General features: G+C 47.0%; 13 protein-coding genes. 7 read left to right on the top strand and 6 right to left on the bottom strand.

Features of this window, described 5'->3' with window-relative positions; genetic code table 11:
• Window positions 1-23: 23 nt before the first annotated feature.
• Window positions 24-869 (bottom strand): PepSY-like domain-containing protein, encoded by an 846-nt coding sequence (locus C4S38_RS06265; RefSeq protein WP_103983005.1) that lies wholly within the window; start codon window positions 867-869, stop codon window positions 24-26.
• 219 nt (window positions 870-1,088) lie between these two features.
• Here C4S38_RS06265 and C4S38_RS06260 point away from each other — a divergent pair, with 219 nt between their 5' ends.
• Genes C4S38_RS06260 through C4S38_RS06235 form a run of 6 tightly spaced genes read left to right on the top strand, consistent with a single transcriptional unit; the run spans window position 1,089 to window position 8,202 of the window.
• Window positions 1,089-2,333: an efflux RND transporter periplasmic adaptor subunit gene (locus tag C4S38_RS06260; RefSeq protein ID WP_103983004.1), complete on the top strand. Its 1,245-nt coding sequence runs from the start codon at window positions 1,089-1,091 to the stop codon at window positions 2,331-2,333.
• Window position 2,334: 1 nt separating this feature from the next.
• Window positions 2,335-3,600 (top strand): ABC transporter permease, encoded by a 1,266-nt coding sequence (locus C4S38_RS06255; protein WP_103983003.1) that lies wholly within the window; start codon window positions 2,335-2,337, stop codon window positions 3,598-3,600.
• On the top strand, window positions 3,597-4,868 hold the full coding sequence (locus tag C4S38_RS06250) for an ABC transporter permease (protein ID WP_103983002.1): 1,272 nt from the start codon (window positions 3,597-3,599) through the stop codon (window positions 4,866-4,868). The genes C4S38_RS06255 and C4S38_RS06250 overlap by 4 nt, the downstream gene beginning before the upstream one ends.
• Before the next feature lie 32 nt (window positions 4,869-4,900).
• Window positions 4,901-5,566 carry an ABC transporter ATP-binding protein gene (locus C4S38_RS06245; RefSeq protein ID WP_103983001.1) on the top strand — a complete coding sequence of 222 codons (666 nt, stop codon included), beginning with the start codon at window positions 4,901-4,903 and terminating at the stop codon, window positions 5,564-5,566.
• A 42-nt stretch (window positions 5,567-5,608) separates the two neighbouring features.
• Window positions 5,609-6,922, top strand: coding sequence for an ABC transporter permease (locus tag C4S38_RS06240; protein WP_103983000.1), 1,314 nt, complete (start codon window positions 5,609-5,611; stop codon window positions 6,920-6,922).
• A gap of 20 nt (window positions 6,923-6,942) precedes the next feature.
• Window positions 6,943-8,202, top strand: coding sequence for an ABC transporter permease (locus C4S38_RS06235; protein WP_103982999.1), 1,260 nt, complete (start codon window positions 6,943-6,945; stop codon window positions 8,200-8,202).
• Between the two features lie 162 nt (window positions 8,203-8,364).
• Here C4S38_RS06235 and C4S38_RS06230 read toward each other — a convergent pair whose 3' ends face one another.
• From C4S38_RS06230 to C4S38_RS06210, 5 genes are all read right to left on the bottom strand, one after another.
• Window positions 8,365-9,162, bottom strand: a complete 798-nt coding sequence (locus tag C4S38_RS06230; protein WP_103982998.1) for a DNA-binding domain-containing protein — start codon at window positions 9,160-9,162, stop codon at window positions 8,365-8,367.
• Window positions 9,163-9,275: 113 nt separating this feature from the next.
• Window positions 9,276-9,836 carry a phosphatase PAP2 family protein gene (locus tag C4S38_RS06225; RefSeq protein ID WP_103982997.1) on the bottom strand — a complete coding sequence of 187 codons (561 nt, stop codon included), beginning with the start codon at window positions 9,834-9,836 and terminating at the stop codon, window positions 9,276-9,278.
• A gap of 83 nt (window positions 9,837-9,919) precedes the next feature.
• Window positions 9,920-10,297, bottom strand: coding sequence for a diacylglycerol kinase family protein (locus tag C4S38_RS06220; RefSeq protein WP_099463286.1), 378 nt, complete (start codon window positions 10,295-10,297; stop codon window positions 9,920-9,922).
• 18 nt (window positions 10,298-10,315) lie between these two features.
• Window positions 10,316-11,248, bottom strand: coding sequence for a DUF3137 domain-containing protein (locus C4S38_RS06215; RefSeq protein ID WP_103982996.1), 933 nt, complete (start codon window positions 11,246-11,248; stop codon window positions 10,316-10,318).
• The gene (locus C4S38_RS06210; protein ID WP_200817944.1) at window positions 11,241-11,765 is read right to left on the bottom strand and encodes a LemA family protein; all 525 of its coding nucleotides are present in this window, start codon (window positions 11,763-11,765) and stop codon (window positions 11,241-11,243) included. Before C4S38_RS06210 ends, C4S38_RS06215 begins: the two co-directional genes overlap by 8 nt.
• A gap of 171 nt (window positions 11,766-11,936) precedes the next feature.
• On the opposite strand from C4S38_RS06210, the gene C4S38_RS06205 reads away from it, so the two are divergent.
• Complete coding sequence (locus tag C4S38_RS06205; RefSeq protein WP_099463284.1) at window positions 11,937-13,424, top strand: TolC family protein; 1,488 nt, start codon at window positions 11,937-11,939, stop codon at window positions 13,422-13,424.
• Window positions 13,425-13,427: the final 3 nt, after the last annotated feature.

Genomic DNA, 13,427 nt, shown 5'->3' with positions numbered 1-13,427 from the left:
AGGCGGTTGTATTACCAGATAGTTTAAGACTTGACAATATTGCCAAATACATCAAAAGTAACGAAGGTATTCTGCCCTCCATGTACGACTTCGAAGAGTTGGAATGAACCGTCAACATTGATTAATGTAAAGATTGCTTTCACTTCATCGTTAGCATACACCGATTTCTCAAATGCTTCTGCAATAATGGACGGAACTTCGGATGGAGCAATTTGCCACATTGTATTCTGCCATCTGTAATCTTTATTCACCTGGGCAATTTTGTAGACTTTGTTATCCAGCATATTCAGCTCATAGCCCTCAGAATTCGGTTGGATATCCAGAAGTTCGGCTCCGGCGAATGTAAGATTCATCAACTCTGTTACGGCATCCGGTATTACGATAGGAGCATCGCTGTTATTTGAAGCATCGTCAACGGTTTTAATCAGGTTACCGTATTGGGAATAATACAAGTCGGTTTCTATGCTTCCTTTTTCCACTTCAATTTTGTAAACAGTTCCCATACCGGTTCGATTGATAAGATCGGTCTCGTCTACTTTCCAATCAGAGTATGCACCAGCCTTTAGAGCTGCAGTTACAGGGGCCGGAAGCTGATTGTACAAAATATCAATTTTCTCCATCATCCATTTACCTTGATCGGTAAACCAGGCAGAGGTAGAAACCGTACCGTTCATAAAATCGGCTACATAATAATTTCCTTCTATTTCAAATGTAATATCTTTAGCATTCGGGTATTTTAGACTGAATGCTTTGGCTACGTCTTCTACCGGAATAATACCTTCATGATTGTCGTCGTTATCTTTACTGCAACTGGCGAAGAATAGGGTTAACCCTGCAAAGACGGATAAAAGAGCAAATTTTGTGTTCATATATCTGATAGTTTTAGCGATTAATGAAAAGCGGAGTGTAAACGTTCCGTTTAGTTTCTTTCCTAAACAAGTGTACGATGCGAAAAGTTTTGCACAAAAGCGAACACACTGTTCGATATTGAACACTTAGCAGTTCTACTGGTATCACACTATCAGTTGGTTACGCTTTTGGCACAAAGTTTGCCTTTGTGACGGCAGAGAATAAAAACAATACTAAATATGGACAGGGAGATTTCAAAAGAAGTACAAAAGAAGGAACAACGTAAGCAGTTTATCAAGGTTGGCGGGATTGTGCTGATTGTTTGCGTGGCTGTTGGGAGTGTCATTGCTTATATGCAGACTAGCCTGAACCGGAAAGATATAAATTTATCCAAAGTGGATAAAGGTATGATTGAAGTCTCGGTAAGTGCTTCCGGCAAGGTGGTTCCCGCTTTTGAGGAAATAATAAACTCGCCGATTAATTCCCGTATTGTAGAGATATATAAAAAGGGGGGAGATTCTGTAGATGTAGGTACGCCTATCCTTAAGTTGGATTTACAGAGTGCAGAGACCGACTATAATAAATTACTGGATGAAGAGCAGATGAAACGTCTTCAACTGGAACAACTCAAAGTTACCAATCGCAATAAACTCTCCGAAATGGATATGAAGCTTAAAGTGTCGCGTATGACGTTAAACCGCAAAGAAGTGGAGCTTCGTAACGAGCGTTATCTTGACAGCCTGGGAGCCGGTACGACCGATAAAGTTCGCCAGGCAGAACTCGACTATAACGTCAGCCAGCTTCAGTTGAAAGAAGACGAACAGAAATACGAGAACGAGAAAGCACTTGCCGAAGCCGACCTGAAAGTAAAAGAACTGGAACTTAATATATTCCGTAAAGGCCTGGCCGAAACGAAACGGACTTTGGAAGATGCCCGAATCCGTTCGCCCCGCAAAGCGATCCTGACTTATGTAAACAACGAAGTTGGCGCACAAGTGGGGCAAGGTACAAAAGTGGCGATTGTTTCCGATCTGTCTCATTTCAAGATAGAGGGCGAGATAGCCGATACCTATGGCGACCGCATTGCGGCCGGAAGCAAAGCCGTTGTCAAGATTGGGAATGAAAAGCTGGAAGGCACCGTAAGCGATGTTACTCCTTTGTCGAAGAATGGCGTTATCTCCTTCACCGTGCAGTTGCTGCAAGATAATCATAAACGCCTGCGTTCAGGTTTAAAGACCGACGTATATGTGATGAATGCCGTAAAGGAAGATGTGATGCGCATTGCCAATGCTTCGTATTATGTTGGTAAGGGCGAATATGAGCTTTTCGTTGTACATGGAGACCGGTTGTTGAAGCGTAAAGTACAACTAGGCGACAGCAACTTTGAATATGTGGAAGTGGTAAGTGGTTTGCAGGAAGGAGATGAGGTGGTTGTCTCCGATATGGCATCTTATAAAGACAAAAACAAACTGAAACTAAAGTAATATGATTAAACAATACTTGAAACAGGCTTTTCAGATGTTACAGGAGAACCGGCTCGTTACCGTGATCTCCATAGCCGGGACAGCTATTTCGATAGCGATGATTATGATTGTTGTGTTGGTGTTTCAGATACAGTTCGCTAGCTTTTACCCGGAGAACGACCGCGACCGTATGCTTTACGTACATGAAGGAACAGAGGTGCGGAGCAGCAATGGATGGAGTCGTGGAGGTATGTCGGTAGAGGCTGTCAGGGAATGTTTTTATTCGCTGCAACTTCCCGAAGCCGTCTCGGCTTATGCTCTGGGGGCAAAGCCTTTGTCTGTTCCCGGCAAGAGAATGTATAAAGCGTATGCCATTACCTACACTGATCCGGGCTTCTGGAAGATATTTTCATTCCGTTTCCTGGCCGGTAAACCCTTTACGCAGGCCGATATGGATTCGGCTATACCGGCGTTGGTACTCTCTGCTTCGACGGCCCGGAAAATATATGGTACGACCGATGTGGTGGGCAAGCAGGTGATGGTAGATATGGAAGAATATACCATCTGCGGCGTAGTGGATGATGTGAGCCGTGCCGCTAATACAGCCTATGGCGATGTCTGGATACCTTATACAACAGATATCAACCTGATGAATAATAGTTCTATGGAGAATATGTCCGGATGGTTCTCTGTATGTATGCTGGCTAAAAAACGCGCCGACTTCAACCCCATCAAAGCAGAACTGAAGAAGCATATCGCTCTTTACAATGCAACCAAGCAGGAGGCAGAGATCAACTTTTTGAACAACCCGATCAGCCAGTTCGATGTAGCCATCGGCTCGATCGGACAACGGACAGTGGAGCTGAAAGACTATTTGGCCGAAACAGGTGGTTTGTTGCTGTTCCTGCTTCTCGTCCCGGCGTTGAACCTGCTTGGCGTTACGCATTCGGCCGTACAGAAGCGCCGTATGGAGATGGGAGTACGTAAAGCGTTTGGTGCAACAAAAGGGAATCTGCTACGGCAGGTGTTGTACGAGAACTGCCTCATTACACTTCTCGGTGGATTTACCGGACTGGCATGCTCATTCATATTCTTACCACTGTGTAAAGAGTTTCTGCTGAAGGATAGCGATACTGCATTGCACGGCGATATGCTTTTTCAACCGGCCGTGTTTGTAGTGGCTTTATTGTTCAGCCTGTTGCTCAACTTGCTTTCGGCAGGCATACCGGCAGCGCGCATTGCCCGCCAGCCAATCGTTTCATCCTTAAAAGACAATGACGTATTATGATTATACATACCCTTAAGATAATATGGAACCAGCGCCGTAGTAACGGCTGGATATTTGCCGAGCTGCTTGTTGTGGCGGCCATACTTTGGAGTGTAATGGATTCCTTGCTGGTGGACGTCTGTACTTATTACTCTCCCTTGGGGCGCGATATAAGCAATGTATACCGGGTGAACCTGGGGAAGATGAATCCCTCGACATCGGGGTATGTGCCTGATTCGTTGAAGGAGACTTCCGATGGAGAAGACCTGGTACGGCTGGTCGATAATCTCCGTCAGGCTCCACAGGTGGATGAGGCTTGTATCTCGTATGCAGCCTGCCCGTATACCTGGTCTACCGCTTGGATGTCAGTCACACAAGCCGGAACTACCGATACGACGGAAGTGACAGACCAGTTCCAGTGCTTTAGGGTGACGCCTTCCTACTTCGATGTCTTCCGGATTAAATCAGAAGACGGGAAAACGTTACGTGCAGTCGTCGAGCAGAATGGGGGAGAACTTGTTATCTCGAAAGATATGGAGACGAAACTCTATAACGGGCAATCGGGCATGGGACGTAAACTGAAATGGAGTGCAACGTCCACCGGAACGATGACCATCGCTGCCGTGTGCAACCCGATAAGGCGGACAGAGTATGAAAGAAGCGAACCCTGTTTCTACCTGCTGATGCGGACAGACCAGGACGTTGTGGAAGAAGCCAATAACATACCGGTACAGAATATGGAATGTCTGATCCGGATGAAAGACGGATTCCGCGCGGAAGATATGGAGAACTTCCTGCAAGGCATGGATGATCGCCTGACAGTAAACAACCTTTATGCGTCGAGTGTCACCCCATTGGGCAACTTCCGGGATACGATGTTGAAAGACAGACGGGATGCGATGATGAAGAAGATCATCCTGATTTGCTTCATGCTGCTGAATGTATTCTTCGGTATCATCGGCACCTTCTGGCTCCGCACGCAGTATCGCCGGGGCGAGATGGGATTGCGTGTAGCTGTCGGTTCCAGCCGTAGCCGCCTGGAAGGTTTCCTGTATGCAGAAGGTATTTCACTATTGGCTTTTACTGCACCATTGGTGTTGATCTTTATTATAAATATGCTCTATTTCGATATGCCTGATACGGTGCGCCTGCCTTATACCTGGTGGCGGTTTACCGTTACTTTCGGAGGAACTTTCCTGTTGCTCGGACTGATGATCGTTGTCGGTATCTGGTTTCCTGCCCGCAGGATTGCAAAGATAGAACCGGCGGAAGCGTTACATTATGAATAAACAAAGAAGTAAACTATTAATACATAATAACAATGATTAAGCTAACAAACCTCGAGAAGATCTACCGTACAAAAGAGATAGAAACGGTAGCGTTGGAAAATGTGAACCTTGAAGTACGCAACGGCGAATTTCTATCTATCATGGGCCCTTCGGGGTGCGGTAAATCCACGTTACTGAACATTATGGGGTTATTGGATGCGCCTACTTCGGGAACAGTAGAGATCAACGGAGTGAACACGGTTAACATGAACGACAAGGAACTGGCCGCTTTCCGCAACAAGCAACTGGGCTTTGTCTTCCAGTCGTTCCACCTTATCAACTCGCTCAATGTGCTCGATAATGTGGAGCTTCCCCTTCTCTACCGCAAAGTGTCCGCTTCGGAACGCAGGAAAGCGGCTGAGGCAGTACTCGAAAAGGTAGGCCTTTCGCACCGCATACGCCATTTTCCCACACAGCTCTCCGGCGGTCAGTGCCAGCGTGTGGCCATTGCCCGTGCAATTGTAGGTAATCCCGACATCATCCTTGCCGATGAACCGACCGGCAACCTGGACTCGAAGATGGGTATCGAAGTGATGGAATTGCTTCACCAACTCAATAAGGAAGACGGCCGCACCATTGTGATGGTAACCCACAACGAACAACAAGCGCAACAGACGTCCAGAACCATACGTTTCTTTGACGGACGCCAGGTACAGTAAATAATATTAAACACCGGCATAGCCGATAATACGAAAAATACCATGTACAAACTATACTTCAGGCAAGCCTGGCAATTGATGGAACGGAACCGTTTCTTCAGCACTGTTTACATTATAGGAACAGGACTGGCTATATCCATGGTTATGGTCATGGCTGTTGTTTACCATATCCGTACAGCCAACATTGCGCCAGAGGTACACCGTGACAGGATGTGTTATTTGAATGGCCTGTCATACGTGCAAAGTAATATGAGCCGGAGCTCCTATAGCTACGGCTTACGAACAATAAAGGAATGCATATATCCGATGACAACGCCGGAAGCTGTTGCGATAAAGGTTGATCCGCTGCCTTTGCGGTATATCATAGGTGATAGCTATGCCCGGTTGCAGGGAGGGGATATTTCGCCTAAAGTAAACCTGATGGCAACCGACGATGGTTTCTGGCAGATATTCCGCTATCGTTTCCTGGCAGGCAAACCGTTTGATAAAGCGGCTGTTTCTTCTTCCCTCTCACGTGTTGTTGTGAACGAGAAGACTGCGCGTATGCTATTTGGGAAGACTGATGTAGTAAACGAAACGATTCTACTCAATGATGTTGAATATTCGGTATGCGGGGTGGTGGCAGATGTCTCAGCCGTTACGCCGGATGCTTATGCCGATGTTTGGGTTCCATACAGTAGCCTGCCTGCCTTATCGGAACTCTCCTCTATAGAGCAAAGAGCATCAATAGGGCCGTTTAGCGTATGTATATTGTTGCGCAACCCGGGTGATATGAAAGCATTTCGCGATGAATGGCAACGGCAGATAAAGCAATACAACACAATGTTGGTCGACGGACAATTGGAAGGAACGGAGCCTCTTCTCTATTTTCAGAACATGCTTTATTCGTTGTTTATGCAGGACTGGAAAAAGACCTTCTTCATGCTACTCATCATCCTTCTGCTGTTCCTGTTGGTCCCTGCGTTGAATCTGTCCGGGCTGAACACGTTCCATATACACGACCGCATTCCCGAATTAGGCGTCCGCAGGGCATTTGGCGCCCGCAAAGGTACACTCTTGATGCAGCTTCTCACCGAGAACCTCTTGTTGATGTTGCCGGGCGGCTTTGCCGGACTGTTATTCTCTTATTTGTTAGTTTGGTTATTACGCGGATTATTGCTGGGGTCGTTCGTTACGATGATGCTGTCCGGGGGAACAATGGATATGAGCCTTTCCCTGCCGATGCTTATTAATATGCAGGTGTTTGGCTATGCTTTTATGATTTGTCTGGTGTTGAACCTGCTGTCGTCGATAGTCCCTGCTTTCCGTGCCTTGCAGGTAAGCATAACGGACGCACTGACTAATACAGCTAATTAATAACGGGGGAGGAACTGTTTATGATACTACATATACTGAAACTGATTAAGGCAAACCTGTACAATAATTGCTGGGTGTTGGCCGAATTGCTGGTCGTGTTTATTGTGTTATGGTTTACTACCGACTATTTCCTTATGCGTGGCATACTGGCTAGCCGTCCGGTGGGATTCAATGTGGAAAATGTATACCGGGCAACAATATCCGTGCGTCCGCAGAACGCCCGGTCTTTTATCAAATATGAAGCGGGAAGCGATGAACCCCGGCAGAATGTCTATCGCATCATAGAGAGGATAAAGGCTCATCCCGACGTAGAGGCCGTTTGTATGTCTTACGTAGCATTACCCTATACTTATGGTTGTTGGACCAGCCAGATTCATCACGATTCCACAAATGTTAATGTACGGTATTTGAATGTAAGCCCCGACTATTTTAAGGTGTTCGGCATCCACCTTCTTTCGGGAGGAAGCATGGAAGAACTGGCCCGGCGTCTACCGGAAGGAAAGGTAATATCTGCCACTACTGCAAAAGAGTTGTTCGGGCGGACGGATGTAGTAGGCAAGCGTTATTATGTGACAGATTCGATAAGCTACCCCATCGTAGCCGTGTCCGAACCCTTGCGTAACGACGAGTATGCAACAAGTGGCAACGTTCAGGTTTTTGAAATGCTGGACGACCGGTTCATGGAAACGTTGAACCTGAAGGAACACGATATGAATTCATTGGAGATCTGCTTTCGTACCCGTGCCGGAATAAGCCCGTCCGGTTTTGCCGAGCGCTTTATGAAAGAAACGAAACGTTCGCTGACGGCAGGCAACTATTGGGTGTCCGACGTGGAGCCATATACCGAAATACGTTCCTCTTTCCTGGAATACTCGTTAGGATCGAGCGGGCAGAAGGTTTTATCTGTCATCTCCGGCTTCTTCCTTGTTAACGTATTTCTTGCAGTAATCGGAACCTTCTGGTTCCGTGTGAACCGGCGGCGTGCAGAGTTGGGGTTGCGTATGGCTGTAGGCTCTACCCACCGCGGTATTTGCCATTTAATGATAAACGAAGGATTGCTGCTTTTGTTTCTGGCATCCTTGCCGGCTCTTCTTATCTGCGGTAATATAGCTTATATGGAAGTCCTGTCGGTAGATGTGCTGCCTGTCTCGGTCTGGCGTTTCGCTGTGGTAAGTATACTTACTTTGCTTGTCTTGGCGCTCATCATCATCGGCGCCTGCTGGTATCCCTCGCGCTGTGCTTCGCGGATGGAGCCGGCGGATGCGCTTCACTATGAGTAACGGCCTCCACGGTGCATGACATTACTACCCCACGGTACGTGACATTACCACCCCGAATACCTTGGGCTTAGGCCAGCAGACAATGCTCCCTAGCTAGGGGGAAGTTATCTCCCTACTTAGGGAGAACATTTCTCCTTACCTAGGGAGAATTTATCTCCCTACCTAGGGAGCATCGTTTGATACGGTAAAGGTAATCGATCCCATACGAGGCTTCTTGTACAACCGATAGCGGTAGTTGTATTGCGTGCATACGTTCAGTGTCCACTCTCCGGCCGTTAGCGGTAGGGGTGAGGCAAAGCATAACTCGCTGTCTGTGTTGATATAGAGTTTGTTGGAAGGGATGAGGCAAGTTTCGCCCGTTCCTTCACAGGTTAGATAAACGCCTACTTCGGGCAGGTCGCCCATTATCTTGAGGCGTTGGCCGTACACCCATAGCGGATCGTTGTAGCCGGCGGGGATGGGGGCGGGGGCGTGTTGGCCGGCTTGCTCCATCTGTATGATACTCAGGGTGGATACGTGGACTGGCCAGGGAGAATTGACGGCTCCCAGTTCGGACACCTCTCCGCGGATGTCTCCGGCCAACTGGCGGAGGCGGGGCGAGGGGCGGAAGACAGGGATGCAATGATGGCGCTTCGGGTCGAAGCGGTCGAAGTGGCCATTGAAACTGCCGTTTGCCGATATTTCCACCCTGCCCAGGTCGAAGTCTACATTGTAGCCTCTTTCCAGGGCGTTGTATATCTCGTTCGTCATCAGGCGGTAGTTGCTGATAAGGGTTTCGGGCCGGCACCCGCAGCCATTCTTGTGCAGCCGCTCGGCCAGTTCTTCAACATTGATAGACGGGCGTTGGGTTACGTGCCCTTTGAACGTCTCTTCCTGTCCGGGCAGATTGCTTTGGCTCAGGCGGATATATACCTTTTGAGGTTTTGGACGGTGTTCCGAAGGTGGTAATGCTTTATCCATGCTGTTTAGTGTTTTTGGTGATGGGGTAAAGGTAAGAAAAATGTAGCAATGGACAAAGCAGTTGACAGTTGGCAGTTGTGTGAGCGGTATTTTACCTGTCCATTGTCCTCTTACTAGAAAGTCATCGATGCATACACTCCGTAATGCCCGTCTCCGGCGACGGGGCTTATGGAGAGGTTGTGCTTCCTGGCAAAAGGTCGGGTAAAGATGTAAGCACTGCCCGCACCAATGGCGGCTCCGGCGGCTACGTCCCACCAGTCGTGCTTTTTGCCATATACGCGGCTCCATCCGACGTAGGTAGATACCAGGTAGGCCGGCACGCCCCATTTCCAGCCGTAGCGGCGTTGTATAAAGGCTGCTCCTGCAAACGATACGGAGGTGTGCATCGAGGGGAAGGAGTGCATGTCGCTGTGGTCCGGCCGTTCTTTCTTAACGATGTATTTCAGCGCGTAGGTAAGCCCTATGGTGGTTACTCCTGACAATGCTCCTTGTTTCAAGCCCTGCCAGTCCTGTATGGCCAATGTAGCGGCCAGACTGGCCACAGGGGTAAGAAACACCAGTACGTCGCCTGATGTACGTACGGCTTTCCGGCTACCGCCGACTTCTATCTTTTGAGCGTTCACTCCACTGATAAGAAAGAGGAGGGTAAATAGGGTTATGATTGTTTGTTTCATAAGTTGTAGATGATATAGACTTCGTTATGTAACGGGGAATAGGGGATAATATTGCTTTACTATTACTTCCTCCTGCAAAAGGGTTAAGGCATCCCGATCATCTTGGGAACAAAGATGATTGCCCCTGCCACTGCTGCAGCTATTGCCGTAATCAATACAGCTCCTGCTGCCAGGTCTTTCGTGCGTTTGACCGCTTCATTGTACCCGGGAGAAACCAGATCGGCCAGGGCCTCGATGGACGAATTGACCGCTTCGGCAGCTAATACTGCCCCGATAACGATGCAGACCGCAATCCATTCCATGCGCGAAAGGTCGAAAAGGAATCCTGCGATGATTACGCATATTGCAGCAAAGCAATGAATCCAGGCATTGTGTTCTTTGGTTATCAGCAGGCGTATGCCGTTGAATGCGTACTTGAAACTCTGCAGCCTCTTATTGAATGTAAAACCGTCGTTCTTCATTTATTTGTTCTTTTAGGGTTATTCTTTGCTCCAGATGCGTGTGTTTAAATCCAGTGCCTCGATGATGGAAACAAGGGATACTATTGTGTTGTACTCCTCTTGCAGCGTTTTCGTCTGGTTGACCGGACGCAGGATACTGGATTCGAAATGATCGCGGCTGCACTTCACCATGATAACCACTTTGGACTGGTAGAAACTGAACAGGAGGTCGTTATCGAACTGTTCATCCAGCTTGATCATCCGCTCCATCATGGCTGGCGACAGGATATAGCGGGCTTCTACCTGATCGGTCGAAAAGACGTCGAAATGCTTTTCAAATACCGGGTCTTCCAGTTTAACCCTGTTGCCCATCATAAAGTTCAGGAAAGAGTTACGGTGTACAAGGGTGCGTGCGGCGAAGTCTTTGTTAAAATCGGCAATAAACATGAAGCCTTTGAACAGGGTAACCCATGTGGTAGTGGTCTGTCCTTTCGAGTTTGTGGTAGTATGCTTTTCTTCGGCATGCACTTCGGCAAAGCAGAAGGGGGTCTTTCCTATCTTTCCGCTAATCAGGTCTTCGCTTTTGTAACGGTCGGGGGTGTTGAAAAGGCCGGTGCTGTTGAATTCGCTTTCAGACAGACCGGAATCGGGTTCGTATCTTCCGTTTTCAACTATTCCTTCTATCAGTTTCCCTATCAATTCTTTCTTATACTTCGGAGACAGGCGTTTGGAATGGCTGTTGAAGATGATCATTGTAGCCAGGATGGTAAGTAAAAGCCCGAAAAACACCCCGGGGCCGGGCGCAGATGTTGCAATCAGTGAGATAATTACTGCTATCAGGATAATACAGCATCCCCAGACTGCACTTTTCTTCTTGGCATCGGTAAGCTGGGCGATACGGGTTTCTTCCAGTTCGCGGATAACCGGAGCCAACCTGTTCATGATTTCTTCAAAAGATAGGATATTATTCATGATTGTATGTATAAACGTTTTTGCGCGAGAACTTAAACAGGCCTGCTATCAGGTTGGAAGGAAAGCTTTCTACTTTATTGTTGTAGTCGGTTACGGCAGCATTGTAGGCACGGCGTGCGGCAGAGAGCTGTTCTTCCGTTTCGTTGATGGCACGTTGCAACTGCATAAAGTTATCGGAAGCTTTCAGTTCGGGGTAGCTTTCGGCTATGATCATGAGCTTTTCGCTGGCCTGACCGAACGATTTGTCCAGTTCCATTTTATCACTGTCCGACATATCCGCATAATTTTTGCTTCTTGTTTCGGCAATCTGTGCAAATAGTTCTTTCTCGTGGGCGGCGTATTGCTTGACTACGGTGACGAGGCTGGGTATCAGGTCGTAGCGTTTTTTTAGCATTACATCGATAGTAGCGAATGCGTTTTCAGCTTGATTTCTTTTGCCGATCAAGGAGTTATATATGAAGGTACAAATGAGTACGACTACAATAGTACATAATATGGAGAGTGTTGTTGCCGACATGGTGAATTGTTTTATTTGAATGCCGGGCAAAGATATATAATTCCTGATGATTTCAAAAACGAACACAGTGTCCGTTTCCGAACAGTGCATTGATTAGTACAATTCAGATTATCAATAGGGTACGTTTTTGGCATAGCTTTTGCCTTGTATGTGGCAAAAACGGATACGAGCATGAAAAAGGTTTATATTGCTATTGCCTGCTTACTGGTTGACATAGCTTGTTTGCGGGCAGAAGATAATACACATATAGTGAGGCTTACGTTGAAAGATGCTATTACTATTGCCCAGATTCAGTCTGTTGATGCTGCTGTTGCATTAAATGAGTTGCGTACGGCTTACTGGGAATATCGTACGCACCGTGCAGACCAGCTTCCTGAAGTAATGTTTACCGGTACGCTGCCTTCTTATAATAAGAAATATAGTAAATATCAGCAATCGGACGGTGCTTATACATACGTACAGGATAATTCGTTGGGATTGACCGGAGAACTTGCCATCGAACAGAATATAGCCTTGACAGGCGGTAAGATATCATTGAATACATCACTGGACTTTACACGCCAGCTAGGCACCGGAGCTTATAACGAATATATGAGTGTGCCGGTTGGTTTGACCTTGACCCAGCCTATTTTCGGAGTGAATGATCAAAAATGGAAACGTCGTATCGAGCCTGTGCGCTATCAGGAGGCAAAAGCATCTTATATTGAGAGCGTAGAGAAAGTTACGCTTACCACGATTAACAACTTCTTTAGTCTTTTGCTTGCCCAGGAGAATATGCATATAGCACAGCAAAATCTTGAAAATGCCAATAAGTTGTATGATATTGCTGTGGCGAAACGTAAGATAGGACATATCTCGGAAAGCGAATTAATGCGTTTGAAGCAATCGGCTTTGCAGGCAAAAGGACTGCTTACCGAAGCACAATCCGGTTTTAATGCAAATATGTTCCAGCTTCGTTCTTTTCTGGCTTTGAGCGAACAAGATATAGTGGTTCCGGTAGTACCCGAAACTGTGCCGGGCGTGCGGATGGATTATCATGAAGTATTGGAAAAGGCTCAGGAAAATAACTCTCTGGCAAAGAATATTCTTCGTCGCCAGCTAGAGGCTGACTATGATGTAGCTACAGCTAAAGGAAATCGCCGTAGCATTAACCTGTTTGCTTCCATCGGATATACAGGAAAAGACCATACGATGGGGGCTGCCTATAACCATTTAAAAGATAACCAGATTGTGGAAGTTGGAGTAACTATTCCTCTTCTCGACTGGGGAAAACGGAAGGGAAAGGTAAAAGTAGCCGAGTCTAACCGCGAGGTCGTTTTATCTAAGACGCGACAGGAGCAGATGAATTTTAATCAGAATGTCTTCTTATTGGTTGAGAACTTTAATAACCAGGCTGCCCAGCTTGAAATAGCAGCAGAGGTAGATACACTGGCCGGCAAACGGTATAAAACTTCGATAGAGACTTTTATGATCGGCAAGATAGACATTCTCGATTTGAATGATGCGCAGAGTTCAAAAGATAATGCGCGCCAGAAGCATATCCAGGAGCTGTATAACTACTGGTATTACTTTTACAACATCCGTAGTATGACGTTGTACGACTTTATTAACAGGCATAATCTGGATGCAGACTTTGAGGAAATCGTAAAGAGGAGTTAAGCA

Origin of the sequence: Parabacteroides chinchillae, from assembly GCF_900108035.1 — a bacterium.
Classification (GTDB): Bacteria; Bacteroidota; Bacteroidia; order Bacteroidales; family Tannerellaceae; genus Parabacteroides; species Parabacteroides chinchillae.
Note: the sequence above shows the minus strand (reverse complement) of the source record. Positions and strands in the feature narration are given on the sequence as shown.